Below are 24770 nucleotides of genomic sequence, written 5' to 3'. Positions count from 1 at the left end.
CCTAGCCTTTCGACGACGCCTGATCGCCCGCTTTGGCTGCTGCCTTGGCGGCCTTTTTGAAGTCCCGAACCTTCTGCAGTGAGTCGGGGTCGGTTACGTCCGCAACCGACCGAAAACCCTTCTTGCCGTAGTCGCCGACGACCGTGGTCCAGCCGCGCGGAGCGACGTCGAGTTGCTTTGCGAGGAGCGCCGTGAAGATCTTCGCCTTCTGATCGCCGAAGCCGGGCAGTGCGCGTATGCGGTCGAACAGTTCCTTGCCGGTGGTGGCTGTCGTCCACAGGCGCGCGGTGTCGCCGTCGTACTCGTCGACGATAACCCGGGCGAGCGACTGCACACGGCCTGCCATGGAGCGGCCGTAGCGATGGATGGCAGGCGGTGTGGCGCACAGGTCGGCGAAGGCCTCGGGATCGGCGTCGGCGATCGCTTCGGGATCGAGCGAACCGAACCTGTCGCGGATCTTCGCCGGCCCGGCGAAGGCGCGCTCCATCGGAAACTGTTGATCGAGCAACATGCCGGTGAGCAGTGCGAACGCGTCGGTCGACAGCAGTTCGTCTGCGGCCGGGTCTTGGGCAATCTGCAGTTTTGCCATGGCTCCATCCTAGGGACTCCTACAATGACGCCATGCGCGAAGGGGTAGTCGGTGCAGGCAGGCTGATGGTGCGCCGGATGGCGGTGATCGTGGGTGCGGCAATCCTCGCGATTACGGGACTGACGACCGTCGGCGTCGGCGGCGCGCAGGCGATTCCGGAATACAGCAACCCCAACTTCGTGACCTCGCTGAGGTGCGACAGCGCCAATCCGTGGCCCTTGGGGCCATTGCGCATCCACGTCGATGTCTTCAACGGCATCCGTTTCCCGTCGGACGGTCTGCCACCTCCGGCGATCGAGCTGATCGGCACCGATCGCGGCAAGCCGGGGCTCGTCGAGTACTCGATGGACGTCACGGTCTCGTGGCGCAACCTGGCGACGGGTCGCACGGGTGTGGTCAGCGCGCCGAGCCGGGCGCGAAACATCTCCTGGCAGATCGACATTCATCCGGGTTCCGGACCGGTGTCGTTCGTCATTCGACAGAAGATCGGGGCCATCGCGTTCGTACCGATGGTCAACCCGCAGTTCTCGACGTGCCGCGGCACGGCAACCGCCTGAACGCCGGACTGTCACGATCTGAGCTCGATCTCGTCGCGCTGTCACGGTTTCGCGTGTGGTGCCGTGCAAAACGCCTTCACGCTGAACAACATTGGGTAACGTGAAAATCACGTCTGGGGCGCTGCGTCCCCGCGAACCGAGCATCGAGGCGAGGTCAGGCAATGTCACAAGCACGTTCTGCCCCTTCATCTGATCAACACACAGCGCGGGTCATCGGCGTCAGCGTCGCAGCGGCCGTCGGCGGATTCCTCTTCGGCTTCGACAGTTCCGTTGTCAACGGCGCGGTCGACTCCATCCAGGACACCTTCGGGCTGGGATCGCTGTTCAAGGGCTTCGCCGTCGCGATCGCACTGCTCGGTTGCGTTGTCGGTGCATGGTTTGCCGGTCGTCTTGCCGACGTCTGGGGTCGCAAACGCGTGATGGTCCTCGGTGCGGTGATGTTCACCGCGTCGGCCGTCGGAACCGCGTACACCCAAACGGTCTGGGACCTGCTCATCTGGCGCGTGATCGGCGGACTCGGCATCGGCATCGCTTCGGTGATCGCCCCCGCCTACATCGCCGAGATCGCGCCGGCGCGCTATCGCGGCGCGCTCGCATCCATGCAGCAGTTGGCCATCACACTCGGCATTTTCGCAGCGCTGTTGTCGGACAAGCTCTTTCAACAGGCCGCGCCCGGTGGCGACCCCATGAACACCCTGTGGTGGGGACTCGAGGCCTGGCGGTGGATGTTCCTGGTCGGCGTCATTCCCGCAGTCGTGTACGGCATTCTCGCGCTGCTGATCCCGGAGTCTCCGCGGTATCTCGTCGGGCACAACCGCGACGAGGAGGCCGCCCGCATCCTGCAGGAGGTCACCGGAGAGCAGCATCCGCTCGATCGTGTCAAAGAGATCAAACTGACCGTCAAGCGTGAATCGTCGGCCAAGCTGTCGGATCTGCGCGGTCCGTCGTTCGGTCTGCATCCGCTTGTCTGGGTGGGTATCTGGCTGGCGATCTTCCAGCAGTTCGTCGGTATCAACGCCATCTTCTACTATTCGACGAGCCTGTGGACGTCCGTCGGATTCAGCACAGACTCCGCGTTCACCACGTCGGTCATCACGTCGGCGATCAACGTGGTGATGACGTTCGTGGCGATTCTGTTCGTCGATCGAATCGGGCGGCGAGTGCTGCTTCTCTGGGGTTCGGTGGGCATGTTCATCGGACTCGTCATGGCGTGCGTCGCCTTCACACAGTCGCACTACAAGGAGACCGGCTCTGTCGGCGATACGCAGTGCACACCGGGGAACACCAATTCCGAGTGTCTGACGCTCAATGGGCACTGGGGTGTCGTGGCGCTGATCGGAGCCAACCTCTTCGTGATCGCGTTCGCCGCCACCTGGGGTCCGGTCATGTGGGTCATGCTCAGCGAGATGTTCCCCAACCGAATCCGCGGGGTCGCGCTCGGTGTGTGTACCGCGTTCAACTGGCTGGCGAACTTCACCATCTCGATGCTCTTCCCGCAGGCCAGCTCGAGCCTCGGACTCGGATGGGTCTACGGCTTCTTCGCGTTCTGTGCCGCGGCGTCGTACTTCTTCGTCAGGGCGAAGGTGCGCGAAACCAAGGGTCTCGAACTCGAGGAGATGGATGCCGTTGCGGCAGACGATCTCTCCCGCTTCGAGGCGACGAAGCGGGCGAAGTCGAGTTAGGTCCGGGTCAGGCGAGCTCGCCGGCTACGTCGGGTGACGCCGCGACGTCGACTGCATCGGTGAGCAGATACTGTGCCGCGAAATAGCTTGCGAGGACCCAGACTTCGCTGATGCTGCGCGCGGTGGCACCCGAGATCAGGTGTCGGCGGTTGAGAATCGTGAAATCTGATGCGAGGAACAACAGTCCGCCGATGCGAGCGGACGGCTGCGGGGAGTCGACGGCGCCCGCGAGCGTCGACATCGCCGCCAACGAGGTGCCGTACGGGGCGAGCACGAGCAGCGGACGAGGTCGGTTGGCGGCCAGGACTGCGGCCGACTCACTCAGGGCCGCCATCCTCGGCGCGAATGCCTTGACCGTCGGTCGGGCACCGCGTCGCCAGAACAGCGCGCAGTAACAGAGTTGGGCAGCACCGAAAAGCGCTGCGCCCGTGGCGAGTCGACGATCCTTTGTCACGCGATCGGCTTCGCTGTCGGTCGGCGTGAACTCCTCCAGAAGCATCGCGCGGTCGCCTGCCGCAGAGAACGCTATCGCGCCTGCGAGAAGCGCATCGTCGATCCCCGGACCGGAGTGTTGGCGCTGGCGACGCAGCAGTGCGCGTCCGGCGAGCACGGCCAGCGGAATCGGCTTGGTGAGCGCGGCGGCGCGTTGTGTACCGAATGCTCCCGCGGCTGTCGCGACGGCCGACGAGAGGGCGTAGGCGAGCGGAAACCCCGACGACATAGCGCGTTGTCCATTTACTCCCGACGCGGCGCGCCGTCGACCGCCCATCAACGCATGACGGTGGCGATGAACGAACGGATGTCGTTGTCGGCCATTCGGTTTGCGCCGTCAGCGGACAGAGTCAGATACGGACGCGGTGAGACTTGTCTGTCGGCCATCCTGGCGTCGTTGATGTAGTTCAGTGTCAGCGGCACGATCACCGACGGATCGACGAGCCCCTGCGTCATCATCACCGGCCGGGTGAAGCCACGAACCGGCAACACCGATGCCGCCTCGAGAACACCTGCGAGCTCCCGATTGTTCGAGAGCGGTTTGGAGAACAGCGATCCCAGCGACACGCCGTCGACCTCGCGGGTCAGATCGGCGACGCACAATTGTGCGGCACGGTTCAACCAACTCCTACCGCTCTCGGTGAGGTAGTTGACCACGTCGACCGAGGGGCGGGCGCTGCTGATGGCGCTGAGCGTGTACAGGGCGTCGGCGGTCAGTCCGGCGGGCATGTTGACGGTGCCGGGGCCGAGTTTGGTGAGCAGCGACGAGAACTGGGCCGGGATCGACGACGCGGCGGCGCCACGGAAGTCGAGGATCGGGCCACCGAGTGTCGGCCCGATCCTAGCGAGTGTGACAGCGGCGGCGGCACCTTGTCCCTGACCGACGACGGCCCAGCGACGCGAGACATCGCTGCGTAGCGATTGGGTGGCACGCACGGCGTCGACGATGTTGCGCGCCGTCGCATCGGTGTCGAAATACTGTGGCGTTCCGGCGGTTCCGAGTCCTGCGTAGTCGGTGCTCACCACCGCGTAGCCGCGTGACAGCCATGCGCGTGCCTGGTCGAGATCGGCGACGGCCGGCCGCACCGACGGTGCGCATCCGTCAGCCAACCCCCGGGAGCCGTGCGCCCAGGCGATCACCGGGAATCCGCCTGCGGGAACGGAACCGAAGGGTGTCAGCAGCATGCCGCTCGATCGCTGCGGCTTGTGATCGGCCCCGGTGGTCGCATAGGTGAAGACGGTGCCGCTCGCAGCGCCGGGCACCAGATTCGATCGGGTGATCGGTCGCCGCGAATACACCGCCCCCGCCGATCCCCCTCCGCTCGTGACCGCATCGACAGTCGTTGCGGCGTCGGAAGATGTGGCCGAGTCAGAACTTCTGGCCGAGTCAGAAGAGGACTGCGCGTTCGGCTCCCCGGCAGACGATGATGGGGTCGCCGATGCCAGAGCAGGTGCTGCCGCGAGGCTTGCGCAGACGACGGCTGCGCACGTCGCAATCCGAAGCGATCTGCCCTGTGCCCTCCGCGGTCTCCGACGGCGAGATGACGTGGTCACTTGGCGTTCACCACGCCGACCGCAGGCAGGAAGAAGCACGAGCGTCCCGCGTTGTTCGACGTGCCGTAGATGGCGGCGAGAATGGTGCCGCTACCGGTCTTCACCGGTGCGAGGCGCACACCGGACAGCATCGGCAGCAGAACCCGCGCGGTCGGATCCGTCACCGGGGCAAGCTTTTCGAAGCCGCCCTGGAGCGTCGAGGTGTTGAACCACGCAACCTGCATCTGACCGTCATCGGCGGTGCCGGTACCGACGGCGGCCGGGACGAACGCGAAAGCCGTCTCACCCTTGTCGACGAGATTCAGCTTCTTCGGCAATGTGATGCCGGGGATGAGTTTCAGCAGCGGCGCCAGGGGCTCGACAACCTTCATCGGCTCCTCCTTGGCGGGCCACGGACCGGGCGCCGCACCGGCGGCGCCTGTCACGATCCCGAGCGGGTTGTCGTCGGTGGGCGCTGCGCAGAACGGTGCGATCGCGGGCGAGAACGGTTGGATGCCGAGCGTTTTGAGTACCGACGCGACATCGGAACCGGCGACGGGATGGGGGGCGACGCCGGTGGCGCTCACGTCGCGCGATGCCGAAGCGCCACCGAAGGCAACGGAGAGGGTATTGAGTTTGCTCTCGATGTCGGCGGTGGAGAGCTGTCCCAGCGAGGACTTCACGGCCTCGGCGGCCTTGAGTGCCAACTGGTCGACGCCTGCGGCCTTGAGTGCTTTGACTGCCTCGGCGAGCTCGTGGTCGAGCGGGACACTGCCGAGTGACTGAGGGTCGGGAGCCAGTGTCGTCGGCGCGGTCGGCAACGCGGGCGCAGCCGATGCTGTCGCCGGTACGACGAGCAGCATCGCGGCCGCCGTGACCGCTCCCGCAACGCCAACCCGGATTCGACGGCGGTTCTGCTCGCGCTGCCCGGTCATGGTGCGGTGCCCGAGTGCGGTGTGTAGGGCCGACATCATCATGCTTCTCCTCGACACGACCATCAGCCCACGCGCGAATAGCGTGGTGCAGATGTGACAGATGTTTCTAGAGTTACAAGAGACCACGGTTGAGGTGGGGTCTGCAAGTCGCGAGTCCGAGCTGTGATGTGCACGCGACCCCGATGCGATCCCGCACGGTGACCCCGATTCGACGGCTCGGGCCACATCGGGAGCCGGAAACGGCGAAGCCGGGGAAGCAGATCTGCTTCCCCGGCTTGTCGTTGGTGCTGCGGGCCGAGAGTGGTACCGGTCGAGCGTGGTACCCGGGTCGGATCAGATGATCGCGAGTCCGATCGTCGGGATGATGGTGCAGCTGAGCACCTTGCCCTTGGTCTTGGTGGTCACGTCGCCGTAGATCGTGGAGATCACGCGTCCCTTGCCTGTGGAGGCGATCCCGGTGAAGGTGCCCGGTCCGTTGGTCGCGTTGATCAGCGCGTTGCGCTTGAGCTGGAGCTGACCGGTGCGGCCGTTGTCGATGTTGATCCAGCTGACCAGCAGCTGGCGGGCCTGATTGTTGATCGCGGGGCCGGTGCCGAGGCTGGTGTAGACATAGCCGGCCTGTCCGCGCTTGGGGCCTGGGGCCGGCGCCTTCTGCGGACCCGCCGTCACGAGAGCTCGTCCGAGGGAGTTGCCGCCGCCGGGCATGCAGCCGAAGCCGAGCGTCGGGTAGAGGAACTCCTGGATCTTCGGTGCGTTCGGACCTTGCGGGATCTCCGGATCGCCTGGCTTTGCGGCCTCGATCCGGGCGACCTGCTTGCGGCCGGGTTCGCCGAGGAAGTCGGTGATCTTCTGCCAGGTGGCGGCGACCTGCGGGGGGAGCCCCGGTTGGTCGGCCATCGCTCGCGCCTGCTGCAACAGCTGAGCGTTCACCTTGCCGTCCGGTCCGGGCGTGGTGACCGAGCCGATGATCGCGGGCGCGAAGGCTCCGAGGGAATCCAGCGTGCGCTGGTCGACCTTCGTGGCCTGGGTGGGCGCAGGTGCGGCGTGCGCGATGCTCGGGGCCGCGAGCGACGCGGCGACGGCGACCGTTGCTGCGGCCACTGCGATGCGGGCGCGACTGGTCAGTGCTGAGAGACGCACTTGTCGGAGTCCTATCGGTTGTCGGTGTCTATATCGGGCGCTGGATATCCGGCACTCGGGACCCTACCCGGGTGCCCCGTCCGGAAACGCCGGCGCGTCATTCTAAGCCCCGGCGATGGGGCGGTGTCCAGGGGAGCCTAACGCCGCAAGCACCCCGATTCTGGTGCAGGTGATGCAATTGTTACGAATGTTACGTACGGACATGCACTGTCTGCTGGTCTGCGGAACGTCTGTGATGCACCTGGTTAGATCGACAGGAGTTCGATCAATGTCGGTCTTCTCGGTGGTGTGTCTTTCTTCAGTGGTGTCGCCCGAGTTCTGTGTGTCGGACGGCGTCGATCTCGCATGCGAAGAGCACCAGGAGATGTGGATCGCCCGGAGATGAGGAGCGCTGGTGACAGACCGGACCGCAGTGAGACGCCCCCACTGGCAGCGGAGTACGCGCAGAGGGATGGTACGCACCGGGGCGGTGGCCGCAGCGGTTGTCGCGGTCGGAGCGTCGATGTTGACCGCGTGTGGCGACGATTCGTCGTCGAATTCTCAGGTCACGCTGCTGACCCACGATTCGTTCGATCTCCCGCAATCGGTCTTCGACGAGTTCAAGAAGGAAACCGGTCAGACGCTGAAGGTCGTCAAGAGCGGCGACGCGGGCCAGCTGGCGTCGACGGTGTCTCTCACGCCGGGTTCGCCGAAAGGTGACGCGGTGTACGGGATCGACAACACGTTCGCGACCCGACCCATTCAGGCCGGGGCGCTCGAGTCGTACGCATCGCCGGCTCTGGCCGACGGCGCCGATCAATACGTGGTGCCCGACTCGAACAACGAGCTGACGGCAGTCGATCGTGGCGACGTCTGCCTGAACATCGACGACGAGTGGTATCGACGCGAGGGCCAGACCCCGCCGAAGAGTCTGCGCGACCTGACCGATCCCACCTACGCCAAGCAGGCCGCGCTGATCGACCCCGGTACGTCGTCGCCGGGTATGGCATATCTGCTCAGCACTGTCGGGGTCTTCGGTAACAACTGGCAGGACTACTGGAAGCAGGTGTCCGCGGCGGGCGCGACGATCGTGTCGGGCTGGGAGATCGCGTACAACCAGCTCTTCACCGCCGGAGAAGGCAAGGGCGACAAGCCGATAGTGCTGTCGTACGCCTCGTCGCCTGCTGCGACGCCGGGGACGAGTGCACTGCTCGACAGTTGCTTCCGGCAGGTCGAGTACGTCGGCGTACTCAAGGGTGCTCCCAACGCGGCCGGTGCGCGCAAACTTGTCGACTTCATGCTGAGTCCCACTGTGCAGAAGGCGCTTCCGGCGTCGATGTACGTGTACCCGGTGCAGAAGAACACGCCGTTGCCCGACGGCTGGGCGCAACGCGCACCGATCCCACAGTCGACGGTGAATCTTCCGCCCGCATACATTGCGCAGAATCGGGAGACGTGGCTTCAGCAATGGCGCAGCGCAGTCGGTCGCTGAACAGCAACCGCCTCGGACGCTGGCTGCTCGCGGGCGTTCCCGTGGTGTTCCTCGGGGTGCTCTTCGTCTGGCCGGTTGCCGCGCTCGTGTGGCGCGCGATCTCCCAGAACAGCAACGCCGCAACAGGATCCGCATCGCTGGGGGAGTTGTTCACGCGAACACACGCGGCTCATCTGCTGGGGGTGACACTCGCCCAGGCGGCCGCGTCGACGGCGCTGGCGCTCCTGGTTGCCGCACCCATCGTCTGGTTGTCGTCGAGGCTGCGGGGAGCGTCGGCGATGATTCTGAGCGTCGTCGTGACGGTGCCGTTCGTCTTGCCGACGGTGGTGGTCGGTGTCGCGTTCCGAGCGGTCTTCGACGGCCCACTCGCCTTTGCGCACATCGGTTCCGGATGGTGGGCGGTGCTGGCCGCGCACGCTTTTCTCAACGTCGCGGTGGTGGTTAGGGTTGTCGGCGCGGCGTGGCGCGGGCTCGACACCCGTGCTCTCGATGCCGCACGCACGTTGGGCGCCGGGCGGTTTCGTGCGTGGCGGACGGTGATCGCCCCCGCGCTGCTGCCCGCGGTCGGCGCCGCTGCCACGTTGATCTTCCTGTTCTGCTCGACCAGTTTCGGCGTGATCATCATCCTGGGTGGCGGCACGCTACGCACACTGGAAACCGAGATCTACCAACAGGCCATCGGCTACTTCCGGATTCCGGAGGCGGTGGCGTTGTCGCTGTTGCAGATCGTCGTCGTGGTCGTCGCACTGTTGCTCACCCGCCTCGTCACGGCACGGTCGCGAAGTTCCGCCACGAGCACGCGCGCGCCTCGGCGTCGTCGACTCCGGGGGTGGGCGCGGGTGTCGGCGACGCTCGCGTGGGCCTGGACGATCGTGGGCCTGGTCGTTCCGATCGTGGTGCTCGCGGTGCGGTCGGTTCGCCCCGGTCGTGACGGCGCGTGGACTCTTGCCGGCTATCGCGCGCTGGCGGAGCCGGTGAACGGTGTGACACCACTTGCGACGCTGCGGTATTCGTTTCTCTCCGCCTTGCTGGCGATGCTGATCGCGCTGGTCGTCGGTGTCATGGCCGCGATCGCACTGCACACCGCACGAGGCGCTGCGCGGACGGTTGGCGCGGTCCTGGCGCTCATCCCGCTCGGGATCAGTGCTGTCACACTCGGTTTCGGTTATCTCATTGTGCTGTCGGAGCTTCCCGCACGAACGGCGTCCTCGCCGTTGATCATTCCGTGTGTTCAGGCGCTGATCGCGATACCGGTCGTGATCGGGATTCTCGTGCCCGCGCTCGACGCGGTTCCCGACCGTGCACGCGCTGCTGCTGCGACGCTCGGGGCGGGCCCGCTGCGCGTGCTGCGCACCATTGACCTTCCCGCGATCGGCAGGTCGCTGGCCGCCGCAGCAGGATTCGCATTCGTGATGGCGCTCGGCGAATTCGGTGCGACGAGTTTTCTGGCGCGCGCCGACACCACGACGCTGCCGGTGTTGATCGGGTCCGCGCTGAACCGTCCCGGCGCAACACAATTGGCGACGGCGATGGCGGCGTCGATGCTGCTCGTCGTGGCGACCGCCGTGGCGATGCTCGCCGTCGAAGTGCTCAGGCCTCGGTCGAGGGCGGTGCTGTGAAGCTCGAACTCGAGGGCGTGCGCGTCTCCTACGGTGCGCACACGGTGATCGACGATCTTGACTGGAGCGTCGGGGCGCACGGTCTCGTGACCGCGCTGCTCGGTCCGTCGGGGTGTGGAAAGTCGACGCTGATCCGCGCCATCGCAGGTCTCGAAGAGGTCGAGCGGGGAAGTATCCGCCTCGACGGAGACGATGTGGTCCGAGTGCCGCCGCACCGCAGGGACTTCGGTGTTGTCTTTCAGGACGGTCAACTGTTCGGCGGCAGAAGCGTCGGTGCCAACGTCGCCTACGGACTCAAGGCCAGGCACATGGGCAGGTCACAGATCGCCGAACGGGTTGCCGAGATGCTCGAACTCGTACAGTTGCCCGGATTTGAGCGGCGTTCGGTCGACGAACTGTCGGGCGGGCAGGCGCAACGCGTCGCGTTGGCGCGTGCGCTCGCGCCCCACCCCCGACTGCTGCTGCTCGACGAACCGCTCGCCGCACTCGATCGCAGACTGCGCGACGAGCTGGCCGTCGACATCGGTCGCGCCGTGCGGGCGACCGCGACACCCGCGATCCTGGTCACCCACGATCACACCGAGGCGGCGCTGGTTGCCGACGCGATCTCGGTGATGAGGTCGGGCGACATCGTGCAGACGGATCCACCTGCGCGGCTGTGGCAGAGACCGGTCGATACGTGGACTGCACAGTTCCTCGGATGCACGACGGTGGTGCAGGCGCGACGAACCGACGGTGTGATCAGCACGTCGTTGGGCGTCGTCGACCCGGAATCCCTGCGGATCGACAATGACTGGGAATCAGGCGAACTCGGACTCCGCGCGGAGTCGCTCGCCGCGGAAGCAATTGCGCGCGACCGGACTCTCGACGCGGATGCGGTTCGTGGCGAGGTGGTCGTGGTGGCCGATCTTCCTGCAGGCCAGCGGATTCGGGTGTCGACATCGGTGGGTGAGGTCGATGCGGTGTCGCCGGACGGTGTGCGCGTGGGGGATTCCGTCGCGCTGCGGTTGCGTCCTGAACACGTGGCGGTGATCGGCAGGTGAGCACGAGGATCGTCGTCGCGGGTGCCATCACCACCTCCGATGGCCGACTTCTTTTGGCGCAGCGCAGTTATCCGCCACAGGTTGCCGGTCTGTGGGAGCTTCCGGGTGGCAAGGTCGAAGACGGCGAAGACCTGGCGACCGCGTTGCGTCGTGAACTGCGCGAAGAACTCGAGGTCGACGTCGAGGTGGGTGCGCGCCTCGCCGACTCCGTCGAACTCTCGCACGACCTGACGCTCGTCGCGCTGTGGGCGCGGATCGTCGACGGTGCGCCGAGGGCGGTCGAACACTCCCGACTGCTGTGGGTGAGCGCCGACGAACTCGACGATATGGCTGCGGTGGGCCGGCTGGTGCCCGCCGATACCGCGTGGCTGCCCGAACTCCGAAAGGTTCTGCGCCGAGCGCGATGACAGGGCAAGCGTCAACTCGTTACATCACGAATCGGTAATCGAACCTGCACTCAGACGACACTCGGTTTACTGTCGTACACCGAACACCGGGGGTGGCGATCCGCACATCCCGTCGTACCAGGGGAGCACGCGACATCGCTGTGGCTGTCGAATCGAAAGTGGGAGTCGGAGTGGGCAATCGAGGGGGAGAAACGCCGTATCGGCGTACGGTTCGGTCGCGTGGCGGCCGGTGGCGATCGATGGCGACCATCATTTGCGTCGTGGCGCTCACGGTCGCCGGGATGTTGGGAACGAGCGCGGTGTTCGACGCCGGTCGCGCCGCGGCGGCACCGCTCGGGTCGTCGGGCTCAGCCGATAGCGGTTCGGCGGGATCGTCGGGTGGCAGCGACCCCTTCTACACACCGCCGACGGGCGCGCTTCCCGCGCCAGGCACACTGCTTCGGACACAGTCCATGTCGACGTTCATCACCGTGCCCAATCGGGCCGGGAAGATCCCGGCGTCGGCGACGAAGATCTTGTATGTGTCGACGAATGCTCTCGGCAAGAAGGTCGCGGTCAGCGGCTACTATTTGCAACCGTCGCGGCCGTGGGCCGGACCGGGCACGCGTCCCCTCGTCTCCTACGGGCCCGGTGCACACGGCATGGGCGACCAGTGTGCGCCTTCACGTTTGGTCTCCTCGCCGAACGTGGCGTCACCCGGCGGACCGATGGCCGAGATCGAAGCACTGATCACCTACAACCTGCTCGCGCGCGGCTACGGCGTGGTGAGCACCGACTACATCGGACTGGGGACACCCGGCGATCACACCTTCGCGATGCGCATCGACCAGGGCAACGCCGTGATCGATGCCGCACGCGCCGCGTTGCACCTGCCCGGCGTGAATCCGGCCACCAAGGTCGCGCTCGCCGGTTATTCGCAGGGCGGCGCCGCGACGGCCGCTGCAGCGGAACTGATTGACTCCTACGCCCCCGACCTGGCCAACCATGTTGTCGGAATCTATGCGGGCGGTGCTCCGACCGATCTGCGCAGTCTGCTCAATCACCTCGACGGTCAGCGCCTCGGCGGAGCGATCGGGTGGGCCATCGACGGGGCGATGGCGCTGTATCCCGATATGGCGCAACAGATTCCTCCGCTGCTCAACGCCGAGGGCAAGCGCGTGACGAATCTTGTTCGCGGACAGTGCATCGTGGCGACGACCCTCATCGGATCGCCGAAGACCAGTACGTGGACGGCCAGCGGCAAGACAATCGGGGAGCTGATCGACTCCACCCCCGCGCTTGCCGCGCGCGTGAATGATCAGAAGGTCGGTATGCGCAAGCCCACCGATATCCCAATCCTGTTGTCCAGCAATCCCGTTGACCCGACGGTCCCCGTCTCGCAAGGTCAGACGCTCTTCGCCGAGTGGTGCGCCGAGAACCCACGATCACTCGAGTATCGGAACATCAGCTTTCCGGTGATCGGAGGAACTGCGTTGGGCCACATCGCGGGTGGAGTCGCCGGATACAACGAGGCCTACGAATGGCTCGCCGACAGATTCGCCGGGAAAGCCGCGGCGAGCGGATGCGTGCGGAAGGCGCCATCGAACGGACTGACGACGGGCTCGGCAGGATCATCCGGTTCGTCCTGACGACGATCGTGTCGGTGAAAACTTCCGTGCGAGGTGACTGCGGCGCGGAGTAGGTTCGTCGGCTGTGACGCAACAGCGACGGCAACGGGTCGAGCGGCCTTCGGCCACACGCGACGTGCGTTGGCTGGGTCCCGCGCTGATGCTCCTGGGTGGCACGTCGATGTACCTCGGTGCCGCCATCGCGATCGAGCTCTTCGACGTGGTGTCGCCCGCGGGTGTCGCGTGGTTGCGCATCGCCGGGGCAGGCCTCGTGCTGCTGATCGTGGTGCGTCCCGGCCGTGCCGCGTGGCAGTGGTCGCGGCTGCGCCTCGCGGGCATGTTTGGCCTGATGACGGCCGCGATGAACATCGCGTTCTACCTCGCGCTCGACCACCTGCCACTCGGCACGACGGTCGCACTCGAGTTTCTCGGTCCCATCGCAGTGGCGGCGGCCGGATCACGTACGAGGCGCGATGTCGCGGCGCTGCTCGCCGCGGTGATCGGCGTGGCACTCATCGTCGACGTGCACTGGGCGGGGAGTGTGCTCGGCGTCGTGCTGGCGCTCGTGGCCGCTGCGTGTTGGGCGGGTTACATCGTGCTGGGTCGGCGCGTCGCCGTCCGCGGGGCGGGGATCGAGGACCTGACAACGGGTTTCGTTGTCGCGGCGATCGTGACGTCGCCGCTGGCGCTGACCGTGGGACCGGCCGTGCGGGCCGGCGAGAACGTGTGGTGGCTCATCCTGCTCGCGCTGGGACTCGGGGTGCTCTCGACAGCGGTTCCGTACGCCCTCGATCAGGTCATCCTGCGTTCGGTGGGTCCGGCTCGGTTCGCCGTGCTGCTCGCACTACTGCCGGTCACAGCTGCTGTGGTGGGCTTCATCGCGTTGCGGCAAGTCCCCGCGCTCACCGAGATGCTCGGAATCCTCGCCGTCGCCGGGGCGATCGGAGTCCAGGCGGGTGGTCGGTCGAAGTGACGATGACGATCCCTCGAAAGAGCACCGCAAAACCCACTCCCACCTGTGTGATCGCGCTCTCATGGTCCGAGCAGATACCCTGTTGAGCGTCGTAGAGTCCACATCCGGTGCCTGAAACCGGATCGCCGACGGCCCGCACATGCCTTCGGGACGTCGAAAAAGATGAAAGAGAGCTCAGTGAGCGCTGTCCCCAACTTCCGCAATGTCGCGATCGTCGCGCACGTCGACCATGGCAAGACCACGCTGGTCGACGCGATGCTCCGCCAGTCCGGAGTGTTCGGTGAGCGTGCCGAGCTCGTCGATCGCGTGATGGACTCCGGAGACCTCGAACGCGAGAAGGGCATCACCATTCTCGCGAAGAACACCGCGGTGCATCGTCGTCAGCCCGACGGCACCGAGGTCGTCATCAACGTGATCGACACCCCCGGCCACGCCGACTTCGGCGGTGAGGTCGAGCGCGGCCTGTCGATGGTCGACGGCGTCGTGCTGCTCGTCGACGCGTCCGAGGGTCCGCTCCCGCAGACCCGCTTCGTGCTGCGCAAGGCGCTCAGCGCATCGCTGCCGGTCATCCTGCTGGTCAACAAGACCGACCGTCCTGACGCGCGCATCTCGGAGGTTGTCTCCGAGACCCACGATCTGCTGCTCGACCTCGCCTCCGACCTCGACGACGAGGCCGCCGCCGCTGCCGAGCAGGTCCTCGACCTCCCGGTCCTGTACGCCTCGGGCCGCGCAGGCATCGCGAGCACGGTGGAGCCCGCGAACGGCGAGGTCCCCGAGGGCGAGAACCTCGACCCCTTCTTCGACGTCCTGATGGAGCACGTCCCCGCGCCCAAGGGCGACGCGGATGCTCCGCTGCAGGCGCACGTCACCAACCTCGACGCCTCGCCGTTCCTCGGTCGCCTCGGGCTGGTCCGTATCCACAACGGCACGCTCAAGAAGGGCCAGACCGTCTCCTGGATGCGTGAGATCACCAAGGAGGACGGCACCGCGGAGCCGGTCGTCGAGCGCGCCAAGATCACCGAACTGCTCGCAACCGTCGGCGTGGAGCGCAGTCCGGCGGAGTCGGCGGTCGCAGGCGACATCGTGGCCATCGCCGGTATCCCCGAGATCATGATCGGCGACACCCTCGCCGACGCCGAGAACCCGGTTGCCCTGCCGCGCATCACCGTCGACGAGCCTGCCATCTCGGTCATCATCGGCACCAACACCTCGCCGCTCGCCGGTCGGGTGAAGGGCCACAAGCTCACCGCGCGCATGGTCAAGGATCGCCTCGACAGCGAGCTCATCGGCAACGTGTCGCTGCGCGTCGTCGACATCAATCGGCCCGACGCCTGGGAGGTGCAGGGTCGTGGTGAGCTCGCCCTCGCGATCCTCGTCGAGCAGATGCGACGCGAGAACTTCGAGCTGACCGTCGGCAAGCCGCAGGTGGTCACACGCAAGGTCGACGGCAAGGTGCACGAGCCATTCGAGCACCTGACGATCGACGTCCCCGAGGAGTACCTCGGTGCGGTGACCCAGTTGCTCGCGGCGCGTAAGGGTCGCATGGATCAGATGAACAACCACGGATCCGGTTGGGTCCGCATGGAGTTCCGGGTGCCTTCCCGCGGGCTGATCGGCTTCCGCACCGACTTCCTCACCGAGACGCGCGGCACCGGCATCGCCAACGCCGTGTTCGACGGCTACGACGCCTGGGCGGGTGAGATCCGCGCACGCCACACCGGCTCACTGGTCAGTGACCGCGCGGGTACGGTGACGCCGTTCGCGATGATCCAGCTCGCCGATCGCGGCACGTTCTTCGTCAATCCGGGCGACGACACCTACGAAGGTCACGTCGTCGGTATCAACCCGCGTGCGGAGGATCTCGACATCAATGTGACCCGCGAGAAGAAGCTGACCAATATGCGTCAGTCGTCGGCAGACGTCATGGAGACGCTGGCCAAGCCGATGCATCTCGAGCTCGAGGGTGCGATGGAATTCTGCGCAGCAGACGAGTGTGTCGAGGCGACCCCCGAGGTCGTGCGTGTGCGTAAGGTGCATCTCGATTCGTCCACGCGTGCCCGTGAGCGTTCGCGAGCCAAGACGCGTGATCAGGCGGCCGGCTAGCCGACCTCGTGAGTGTCGGGGTGGTGCTGACGTGAACATGGGGACGTGATGGTGGGGGTGAGTGGGTGACCGGCAGGAGGCCGCCGATGCGGGCGCGAGCGGTTGACCGTTCTCGACGGCGTAGGCACCTCCTGTTGGCGGTGCTGAGCGCTGTTGTGGTCGCGACGATGGCCGGGTGCATGTCCGACCCGCCGCCGCCGGTCCGCGAGACCGAGGCCCCACCGCAGACCCCCGCCGAGTACCCGACGGAGAAGACGATCTACGTCGCCACCGACTCGGTCGGCCAGGGATTCAATCCGCATCTCGCCGCCGATCAGAGCCCCGTCACCACGGCGATCGCCTCGATGACACTGCCGAGTGCGTTCGAACCCGTTCAGACGCCCGACGGTGTTGTCTGGCAGCGCTCCGAGGCGCTGCTCACCTCGGCGGAGGTCACGTCGCAGCAGCCGTTCACGGTCACCTACAAGATCCACACCAATGCGCAGTGGTCCGACGGTCTGCCCGTCACCGGCGACGATTTCAGCTACCTGTGGCAACAGATGTCTCGACAGCCCAACGTCGTCGCGCCCGCGGGGTACCGGTTGATCGACTCCGTGGAGTCGAGCAGCGGTGGCAAGGTGGTGACGGTCAAGTTCGCGCGCGCATACCCGGCGTGGCGCGAGATGTTCACCTGGCTGCTTCCCAGTCACGTCCTGAAGGGGGCGCCCGCCGGATTCCAGACCGGTATGGACAGCGGTAAGCCGGTGTCGGCTGGTCCGTTCTCGGTGTTCTCGATCGACACCACCCGCGACGAGGTGCGCCTGATCCGCAACGACCGCTTCTGGGTGAAGCCGTCGATCCTCGACCAGGTGGTGTTGCGCAGAGCGGGTACCGCGTCGCAGATGGTGGGGTCCGTACGTTCGGGCGACTCGTCGCTCGCGACGCTGGCCACCGGGCCCGCCAGTAGCGCAGAACTCGCCGCCGTCCCAGGGATCGCGACGCAGCGCTCGGCGACGTCACGAGCGTTGAGTATCAGCGTCAACGCGCGCACTCCGGTGATGAACTCGGTGGCGGTTCGTCGAGCAATCTTGGGAATGATCGACCCGGCGGTCGTCACCTACGCGGGCGCGGGCGACACCATCGTCACGCCGTACGCGAACACCGTTCTCGCACCGTCGGATCCGGGGTACTTCGCAGTCGACCGCCAGCGCCCGAGCGTCGAGCAGATCGACGAGTTGCTCGGGTCGGCGGGCTACCGGCGTGGAGCGCCGACCCCGACCTCGACGCCGCCCGCCGGTTCGTCGGTTCCCTCGAGTGCACCGGCCACCAGTTCTGTGTCACCTTCGTCGGGAGCCCCGTCGCACTCGACGGCCCCCGTCTCCCCGTCGTCCTCGACGCCACCCGACCCCGCGTCGACCATGTCGCCGGTACCCGACGGTGTCGCCGGTTTCTCCAAGGACGGCCGCGACCTCGCCGTGCGCGTCGGTGCGATCAGCGGTGACGCGCGGTCGACCGCCGCCGCTGCCAACATCGTCGACCAGCTACGCAACGCCGGTGTCCGTGCCGCCGTGGTCTCCCTGCCCAACAACGAGTTGTATGGGGTCGCCCTCACCGAATCGCGTGTCGACATGGCCGTTGGCTGGACGGGCCTCGGCGTGCCGCCTGCCGCGGCACTGGCGTCCCAGGTCGATTGCGATCAGCCCAAGCCGGGTACGGCACCGAGCCTCTCGACGCCGCCGACCCCCACGAGCGATGCCCCCGACCAGCAGCAGCAGACGTCGACCCAGGACGTCTACGCGTCGAATCCCTCGGGAGTCTGCGACAACGTCCTCATCGGCCTCGCGCGCGACGCGTTGTCGTCGGACAACCCGCTTCCGCAGTTGACCGAGGCCGAACCGCTGCTGGCAGCGCAGTCGATTTATCTGCCGCTCTATCAGGACAGCATGATGGTGGGTGTGACGCGCAAGGTGACCCGTGTTCCGCTGTCCGGACCGATCCAGGTCTCGATCTTCGGCACGGCGAGCACATGGAATCTCTCGTGAGCGACCAGCGATCCGATCGTCGACTGCTGCTGCTTCACGCGCATCCCGACGACGAGACGATCATGACCGGGGGCACCATCGCGCGGTACCTCGCCGAGGGCGTCGACGTGCGCGTCCTCACGTTCACGCTCGGCGAGGAGGGCGAGGTGATCGGCGACGAATGGGCGCAGTTGGTCGCCGACGGCGGTGCCGATCAACTCGGCGGCTACCGTATCCGCGAGCTGACCGATGCGCTGGCCGCGCTCACTCCGGAGGGTGCAGCGCCGCTGCGTCCGGAGTTCCTCGGCGGTGCGGGGCATTGGCGCGATTCGGGGATGGCCGGTTCGGCGTCGGCGCAGCATCCGCGTGCGCTCGCGCAAGCGCGCTTCGACGACGTCGTGGCAACACTCGCGAACGTCATCGCCGAGTTCGACCCGCACGTCCTCGTCACCTACGACATGGCGGGCACCTACGGTCACCCCGACCACAAGATGGTGCACACGGCGTCGATGGCGGCGATCCCACTCGTCGAGGCCCGAACCGGGCGTGAGCTCATCGTCTGGGAGTCGGTCACCGAACACAGTGCGCTGCACGAGGGATTGGCCTCGACGAGCAGTGTTCCGCAGGGGTGGCGGATGCCCGGGACGGGGGAGTTGCCCAGCTATCCCGACGACGAGATCGACGCCGCGATCGACGTCAGCGCCGTCTACGACCGCAAGGTCGACGGGCTGCGTGCGCACGCCACGCAAGTGACCGTCGCGCCGTCGGGAACCGAGTACGCGCTCAGCAACAACATCCTGCAACCGATCATGAGCGACGAACACTTCGTGCTGCGGTCGAACCGGGATCGCCTCACGTCTGGGCGCCGTGCTGCGGATCTCTTCTTCTCGGACCACGCGTCTGACGGCTCGTCCGACGGAGTGGCGTGATGCGTGTCGCCGACCGCGTGCTCCTCGGATTCCTGATCCTCGATGGATTCATCGTCGGACTCCTCTCGGTCGGCTTCGTTTATCTGCGCCTCGGAGGGACACCCGTACCGGTCGCTGCGATCGGCGCCGGCCTGCTCAACTGCCTGCTGCTGTGGCTGGCCGCGAAGTACACCGACGGCCCGCTGCGGTACGGCCCCCTGGTGGCGTGGCTGATTGTGCTTGCCGTGGCCGGCATGGGTGGCCCGGGCGGCGACGTGATGCTCGCGCTGCAGGGCAGCATGACGCTCGCGACCTTGCTGCTCGTGATCATCGGACTCGGTGCACCCGTCGCGTTGGTGTGGTCGAGACGCCTGCCCGAGGCCGAGGCCTGACCGGGGTTCCGCGTCCGCTGAGCTTCTCCAGCTGCGTCCGCCGGGGGTAGCGACGGCGGCGATCGTTAGAGTGTTCTGCATGGTGTTGCGCGCGTGGGCGAGTGACCGCCCCGCCCCAGTCGAATCGGTTCGGTCGGCGTTGGCCGCTGTGCGAGCCGACCCGGCGTCGGTGACCGACGCCGAGTGGGTGGCCTTGCTCGGCGCCGATGATGACGACCTGCTCGCGTTGTGCGCACTCGCCGACGCCGCCCGCAGGGAGGTCACCGATCCCGACGTCATGACCTTCGTGGTGAACCGAAACTTCGACACCGCGGTTGTCGCGGCCGACGATTCGGCAGTCTCGATCGAGGCGCTCGTCGCCGAGGCGTGGACGCTCGGCGCCACCGAGATCTGCATGCAGGGCGCGATACCAGGCGATGAACGCGGCGACGTCTACCTGCGAATCATCGAAAGAATCCACGCCGCGTCACCCGACATGCACCTGCACGCCTTCCGACCACCCGAGATCCGCGACGGTGCTGCGCGCATGAATCTCGGAGTCGCGGAGTTCCTCCGGCTGGCGCGCACCGCGGGACTCGGGTCGGTACCGGGCACCGCGGCACAGATTCTCGACGACGAGGTGCGTGCGGCACTGCATCCCGCAGGTGCGCCACAGCCGGTATCGGAGTGGGTCGACACGATCCGCGCCGCCCATTACGCGGGCCTGTTCTCCACCGCCACTCTGCTGTTTGGCCACGTCGAAGAGCCCGAGCATGTGGTCGCACACCTGCGACTGCTCGCGCGCATCGCCGACGAGACCCACGGCTTTCACGAGTTGATCGTCATGCCGCTGCTGCCCGAGAACGCACCACCTCACCTCGCCGGCGCGGCCACCCACTCGGTCGGTGTTCGTGAGACCCGAGCAGTCCACGCGGTCGCGCGTCTGATGATGCTCGGACACATCGACCACATCCAGGTCGCCTGGACCAAGCTCGATCGCGACGTCGTCCTAGACGTTCTCGCGGGCGGGGCCGACGACATCGGCGGCTTGCTGCTCGACGGCGAGCTCTCGCCGGAATCCGGCCAGGAGGCCGGTCGCACGCTGTCCGTCTACGACATCGCGGAGATCGCTCACGCGGTTGGTCGGCTGCCCCGGCAGCGTCGTACCGACTATGGCGATCCTCCGGAGGGGCGTCGAATCACGTTGCCGCGCAACGAGAATATGCGGGCCTGCGGGTGACTGCCGATCATGTGAGCACGCCTGACCGTCGAGCTGTCGCAGAGCCCGACGTCGACGTCGTGATCGTCGGTGCCGGGTTCGCCGGAATCGGGATGGCCACCAAGCTCGCTCGACGTGGACGCGAGTCGTTTCTCGTTCTCGAGCGTGCCGACGCCGTCGGGGGAACGTGGCGGGACAACACCTATCCGGGTATTGCCTGCGACATTCCGGCGCATCTCTACTCTTTCTCGTTCCGTCCGCCTGCCGATTGGTCGTCGGTGTATCCCAGTGGTGGCGAGATCCGCGAGTATCTCGAACGGACCGTGCTCGACGAGGGATTCGACGACCGACTCCGACTCGGCTGTGAGCTGCTCGACGCCACCTGGAATCCCGTAGCGGCTCGGTGGACGATCACGACGTCCGACGGCGAGATCATCTGCCGTGCATTGGTTCTCGCTGTCGGGCGGTTGTCGGAGCCGAGAGTCCCCGACATCGAGGGACTCGACTCATTCACCGGCGAGGTGGTCCACACCGCCGCCTGGCGTGACGACCTACCGCTCGACGGCGCGCGCATCGGTCTGGTGGGTACCGGTGCGTCGGCGGTGCAGATCGCTCCGCATCTCGCCGAGAACGCCGAAGAACTCGTCGTCTTCTGTCGGACGCCACCGTATGTCGTGCCGCGTGACGATCGGCAGTACACCGTTGAAGAACGCGCCACCTACCTCGATCCCGCTGTCGCAGATGATGTGCGCGATCAGCTTCTGCGCGACGCCGATGCCGCGTTCCGTCAGCGGCTCGCGCTGCACCCGGATATCGACGAGATCCGCGCGCGCGCACGAACTCAGCTGCACGCCCAGATCGACGATCCGGAACTCCGATCGATCCTCACGCCCGACTACGAGATCGGGTGCAAACGCATCCTGTTGAGCGACGACTTCTATCCGACGCTTCTGCGCGACAACGTGATCCTCGAGCCGAGTGCGCTCGACACGGTGCGCGAATCGAAGGCTCGCGCGGCCAGTGGACGCTGCTATGACCTCGACCTACTCGTGCTGGCAACGGGATTCGAGGCCGCCCGGCCTCCAGTCTCCACGCGCATCACCGGTGTCAGCGGCGAACGGCTCGACACGCACTGGTCCGACGGGATGACGTCGTACGCGTCGACCACCGTGCACGGCTTCCCCAACATGTTCGTGCTCGACGGCCCCAATGCCGCACTGGGGCACAACTCCGCCATCTACATGATCGAGACCCAACTCGGCTACGTTCTCGGCGCGCTCGATGTACTCGCCGACGACGGGATCCGATCGGTGGAGGTCACCGCCGACGCCGAAGCCTCCTACACAGCCGAGATCGACGAGCGCGCCTCGTCGACGGTGTGGTTAACCGGCTGCAACAGTTGGTATGTCGATCCGGACAGCGGAAGGCTGACGCTGCTCTGGCCTGGTACGGCAGTCTCGTTTCGAGAGAGAAACGGTACGTTCGATGTAGGGCCGTATGTCGTCGAGACCCGCGAGGGGTGAGCGTGATGACAACCGACATGACTGCACGTGAGGCGCTCGACGTGTTGCGCGCGGGGGGCGACGTCGGGCTCGCCGAGGCGACGGCGCTGCTGTCGGCGTCGGGCGACGACCTGACCGCGGTGGCGGCGGTCGCGTCGGCGATGCGCGACGAGGGGCTTGCCGAGGTGGGTCGGGAACGTCAGATCACCTACTCGCGCAAGGTGTTCGTGCCGTTGACGCGGCTGTGCCGCGACCGGTGTCACTACTGCACGTTCGTGACGGTGCCGGGCAAACTGGCACGGGCGGGCGAGGGCATGTTCCTCGAGATCGACCAGGTGCTGTCGATCGCACGCCAGGGAGCCGCGCTCGGCTGCAAAGAAGCGCTGTTCACCCTGGGCGACCGGCCGGAGGATCGCTGGCCGCAGGCGGGCGAATGGCTTGCCGCACGGGGATATTCGTCGACACTCGACTACGTGCGCGCAGCAGCGGTTGCCGTCCTCGAAGACACCGGCCTGCTGCCGCATCTCAACCCCGGCGTGATGAGCGCCGAGGAGATGGCGGTGTTGCGGCCCGTTGCGCCCTCGATGGGCATGATGCTCGAGACCACCTCGCGCAGACTGTTCACCGAGAAGGGGCAACCGCACTACGGCAGCCCCGACAAAGACCCGTTGGTCCGGCTGCAGGTGCTGCGCGATGCGGGTGATCTGCGGATTCCCTTCACCACGGGCATCCTCGTCGGCATCGGTGAGAGCTTGACCGAACGCGCGGAATCGCTACTCGCACTTGCCGATATCGCGCGTGCCGGTCACATCCAGGAGGTGATCGTGCAGAACTTCCGGGCCAAGCCCGACACCGCGATGCGCGGCACACCCGACGCCGAGATGACCGAGTTCCTCGCGGCCGTGGCAACCGCACGCATCGTGCTCGGGTCGCGCATGCGGGTGCAGGCGCCGCCGAACCTGGTGTCGGGGGAGGAGTGCGCGGCGTTGATCGCCTCGGGCATCGACGACTGGGGTGGCGTGTCGCCGCTGACGCCCGACCACGTCAACCCCGAACGTCCGTGGCCCAACCTGACCACTCTCGCCGAGATCACCGCGGAATCGGGATACGTTCTCGCCGAGCGGATCACGGCCCAACCGCCGTACGTGCTCGACGCCGAGAACTGGATCGATCCGTCACTGACGGCGCACGTTGCGGCACTCGCCGACCCGGACACCGGACTCGCGGCAGACGCCAGGCCGTCGGGCCGTCCCTGGCCCGCCGTCGCGTGAGGGAGTCTGAGGCGTCGGGAGGTCTCGCGGCTTCGGGAGGTCTTGCGGCACTGAGAAGTTCAGTCGTCTGACTGCGTGGCGAGGATCGCTCGGTAGCCGCCGACGACGTCGGTGGCGCGGTGTAAGCCCAACTGCTGCAGCGACGCCGCAGCCAAGCTCGACGTATAACCCTCCGAGCACAGGATGATCCACCGCACGTCATGATCGACCGCCTCGTCGATCCGGGCGTCACTGGCGGGGTCGCAGCGCCACTCGAGGACGTTGCGCTCGATGACCAGTGCGTCGGGATGCTCTCCTTCGGCGGCGCGCTGCGCGGCCGGGCGGATGTCGACGAGGACTGCTCCCCGCTGGAGTTCGTCGGGCAGATCCTCGGCGTCGACCCGCTGGAGGCTCTCGCGGGCGTTCAGCAGGAGGTCATTGATCGTCATCGGCACACCGCAAGGCTATCGGGATCATTCGGGTTCGTCGGTGAGTTCTGTGCGTGTGCGTCGCAATCTGCTCGAGTCGGTGACCTCGTAGAACGACATCGCCGTCAGCGGTGGCGAATAGGCATGCACGCTGAGGGTGGGGCCCGGTTCGTTCACCGAGCCGAGGCGGTGCGAGGTTGCGTGCGCCTGGTTGAGTCCGCGTAGCGGAGGGGCGCTGGCGTGATGCTGCACGTCGTGGACCCAGCCGAGGGGAAACGACGCCTGGTCGCCCGCGGACAGGATGCGCAGTGCGAGATCGTTGCCGGTCCAGCGGTACTCGCGCAGCGCGCCGGACAGCACGGTCAGTGCGCCGAGTGAGCCGGCGTGGTCGTGTAGGTCCGTCGAGCGGTCGGGCGTCCAGCTGATCAGCCAGAGGTCGAGGTCGTCGTCGGATTCGAGGCGGGTCGACCAGCGCTCGACGGGGTCCCAGGTCGGAGGCAGCAGGTGGTTGTATCGACCGTCGAGAACGTCTGCGACGCCCTGATCGGTGATGCGCAGGAGGTCGGCGGGTCGAAGTCTGGTGGGAAGGGTGGCACTCGTCGGTCGTGTCGCGGCGCGGTGCACGGGATCGAGGGTCGAGGTCATGAGTACTCCGGAAGAAAGGTGGAGAGGGGTCGGGGATCGGCGGATGATCAGCGGCGTCGACAGTGCGCGATGGCCAATCCCACGCTGATCTGCTGGGCCCCGTTCCGGGCGATGATCAGACTCACCAGGACAGGATGCTCCCGACGTCTGCGCCTCGGGAGGGTTGGCGTCACGCTGAACGCAAATCGACGGCTGTCGTCGGGGAGGGAATCGGGTCGTCGAAACTGTGATCTTCGTCGTGCCGAGTTGCCCTGACCGGGAAAGATGTGGGCGATTGCACGGGGCGATGTGGGCTG

At 66.6% G+C, this 24770-nt stretch carries 22 protein-coding genes; 15 read left to right on the top strand and 7 right to left on the bottom strand.

Annotation, left to right across the window (positions count from 1 at the left end):
* Position 1 precedes the first annotated feature (1 nt).
* Positions 2-589: an HhH-GPD-type base excision DNA repair protein gene (locus A5766_RS09380; RefSeq protein WP_005207397.1), complete on the bottom strand. Its 588-nt coding sequence runs from the start codon at positions 587-589 to the stop codon at positions 2-4.
* Positions 590-666: 77 nt separating this feature from the next.
* Here A5766_RS09380 and A5766_RS09375 point away from each other — a divergent pair, with 77 nt between their 5' ends.
* The gene (locus A5766_RS09375) at positions 667-1146 is read left to right on the top strand and encodes a hypothetical protein (RefSeq protein ID WP_039856249.1); all 480 of its coding nucleotides are present in this window, start codon (positions 667-669) and stop codon (positions 1144-1146) included.
* A gap of 161 nt (positions 1147-1307) precedes the next feature.
* The gene (locus tag A5766_RS09370; RefSeq protein ID WP_005207395.1) at positions 1308-2828 is read left to right on the top strand and encodes a sugar porter family MFS transporter; all 1521 of its coding nucleotides are present in this window, start codon (positions 1308-1310) and stop codon (positions 2826-2828) included.
* A 7-nt stretch (positions 2829-2835) separates the two neighbouring features.
* Here A5766_RS09370 and A5766_RS09365 read toward each other — a convergent pair whose 3' ends face one another.
* The 4 genes from A5766_RS09365 to A5766_RS09350 all read right to left on the bottom strand — a co-directional run bounded on the left by A5766_RS09365 (position 2836) and on the right by A5766_RS09350 (position 6928).
* Positions 2836-3549, bottom strand: a complete 714-nt coding sequence (locus tag A5766_RS09365) for a lysoplasmalogenase (RefSeq protein ID WP_064904363.1) — start codon at positions 3547-3549, stop codon at positions 2836-2838.
* 47 nt (positions 3550-3596) lie between these two features.
* On the bottom strand, positions 3597-4874 hold the full coding sequence (locus A5766_RS09360) for a lipase family protein (RefSeq protein ID WP_064904361.1): 1278 nt from the start codon (positions 4872-4874) through the stop codon (positions 3597-3599).
* Positions 4871-5827 carry a hypothetical protein gene (locus A5766_RS09355; protein WP_082946583.1) on the bottom strand — a complete coding sequence of 319 codons (957 nt, stop codon included), beginning with the start codon at positions 5825-5827 and terminating at the stop codon, positions 4871-4873. The genes A5766_RS09360 and A5766_RS09355 overlap by 4 nt, the downstream gene beginning before the upstream one ends.
* Positions 5828-6121: 294 nt before the next feature.
* On the bottom strand, positions 6122-6928 hold the full coding sequence (locus tag A5766_RS09350) for an Rv1157c family protein (RefSeq protein WP_064867200.1): 807 nt from the start codon (positions 6926-6928) through the stop codon (positions 6122-6124).
* Between the two features lie 451 nt (positions 6929-7379).
* Between A5766_RS09350 and A5766_RS09345 the strand changes: the two genes are divergently transcribed.
* The 13 genes from A5766_RS09345 to cofG all read left to right on the top strand — a co-directional run bounded on the left by A5766_RS09345 (position 7380) and on the right by cofG (position 23422).
* Positions 7380-8399: a thiamine ABC transporter substrate-binding protein gene (locus tag A5766_RS09345; protein ID WP_064867198.1), complete on the top strand. Its 1020-nt coding sequence runs from the start codon at positions 7380-7382 to the stop codon at positions 8397-8399.
* Entirely contained in the window at positions 8375-10018 is a 1644-nt protein-coding gene (locus A5766_RS09340; protein ID WP_064904359.1) for an ABC transporter permease, read from the top strand. The genes A5766_RS09345 and A5766_RS09340 overlap by 25 nt, the downstream gene beginning before the upstream one ends.
* Positions 10015-11061 carry an ABC transporter ATP-binding protein gene (locus tag A5766_RS09335; RefSeq protein ID WP_064867194.1) on the top strand — a complete coding sequence of 349 codons (1047 nt, stop codon included), beginning with the start codon at positions 10015-10017 and terminating at the stop codon, positions 11059-11061. Before A5766_RS09340 ends, A5766_RS09335 begins: the two co-directional genes overlap by 4 nt.
* Positions 11058-11468 carry an NUDIX domain-containing protein gene (locus A5766_RS09330; protein ID WP_005207387.1) on the top strand — a complete coding sequence of 137 codons (411 nt, stop codon included), beginning with the start codon at positions 11058-11060 and terminating at the stop codon, positions 11466-11468. Before A5766_RS09335 ends, A5766_RS09330 begins: the two co-directional genes overlap by 4 nt.
* A gap of 239 nt (positions 11469-11707) precedes the next feature.
* The gene (locus tag A5766_RS09325; RefSeq protein ID WP_005207386.1) at positions 11708-13096 is read left to right on the top strand and encodes a lipase family protein; all 1389 of its coding nucleotides are present in this window, start codon (positions 11708-11710) and stop codon (positions 13094-13096) included.
* 64 nt (positions 13097-13160) lie between these two features.
* On the top strand, positions 13161-14048 hold the full coding sequence (locus A5766_RS09320; protein ID WP_442902952.1) for an EamA family transporter: 888 nt from the start codon (positions 13161-13163) through the stop codon (positions 14046-14048).
* A gap of 177 nt (positions 14049-14225) precedes the next feature.
* Positions 14226-16151: a translational GTPase TypA gene (gene typA / locus A5766_RS09315; protein ID WP_039856245.1), complete on the top strand. Its 1926-nt coding sequence runs from the start codon at positions 14226-14228 to the stop codon at positions 16149-16151.
* A gap of 86 nt (positions 16152-16237) precedes the next feature.
* Complete coding sequence (locus tag A5766_RS09310; protein ID WP_064904357.1) at positions 16238-18172, top strand: ABC transporter family substrate-binding protein; 1935 nt, start codon at positions 16238-16240, stop codon at positions 18170-18172.
* Entirely contained in the window at positions 18157-19080 is a 924-nt protein-coding gene (mshB, locus tag A5766_RS09305; RefSeq protein WP_064904355.1) for an N-acetyl-1-D-myo-inositol-2-amino-2-deoxy-alpha-D-glucopyranoside deacetylase, read from the top strand. Before A5766_RS09310 ends, mshB begins: the two co-directional genes overlap by 16 nt.
* Complete coding sequence (locus tag A5766_RS09300) at positions 19080-19451, top strand: hypothetical protein (protein ID WP_005207381.1); 372 nt, start codon at positions 19080-19082, stop codon at positions 19449-19451. The genes mshB and A5766_RS09300 overlap by 1 nt, the downstream gene beginning before the upstream one ends.
* 79 nt (positions 19452-19530) lie before the next feature.
* A complete protein-coding gene (locus tag A5766_RS09295; protein ID WP_064904353.1) occupies positions 19531-20670 on the top strand; it encodes a hypothetical protein in 1140 nt (379 codons plus the stop codon).
* A gap of 11 nt (positions 20671-20681) precedes the next feature.
* On the top strand, positions 20682-22172 hold the full coding sequence (locus tag A5766_RS09290) for a flavin-containing monooxygenase (RefSeq protein WP_231894592.1): 1491 nt from the start codon (positions 20682-20684) through the stop codon (positions 22170-22172).
* Between the two features lie 17 nt (positions 22173-22189).
* Complete coding sequence (gene cofG, locus A5766_RS09285; protein WP_376782621.1) at positions 22190-23422, top strand: 7,8-didemethyl-8-hydroxy-5-deazariboflavin synthase CofG; 1233 nt, start codon at positions 22190-22192, stop codon at positions 23420-23422.
* A gap of 59 nt (positions 23423-23481) precedes the next feature.
* Here cofG and A5766_RS09280 read toward each other — a convergent pair whose 3' ends face one another.
* Positions 23482-23850 carry a rhodanese-like domain-containing protein gene (locus tag A5766_RS09280; RefSeq protein ID WP_285897655.1) on the bottom strand — a complete coding sequence of 123 codons (369 nt, stop codon included), beginning with the start codon at positions 23848-23850 and terminating at the stop codon, positions 23482-23484.
* 24 nt (positions 23851-23874) lie between these two features.
* A complete protein-coding gene (locus A5766_RS09275) occupies positions 23875-24474 on the bottom strand; it encodes a cysteine dioxygenase (RefSeq protein WP_064904346.1) in 600 nt (199 codons plus the stop codon).
* Between the last annotated feature and the right edge of the window lie 296 nt (positions 24475-24770).

Origin of the sequence: Gordonia sp. 852002-51296_SCH5728562-b (assembly GCF_001665475.1) — a bacterium.
GTDB classification, from domain to species: domain Bacteria; phylum Actinomycetota; class Actinomycetes; order Mycobacteriales; family Mycobacteriaceae; genus Gordonia; species Gordonia sputi.
Note: the sequence above shows the minus strand (reverse complement) of the source record. Positions and strands in the feature narration are given on the sequence as shown.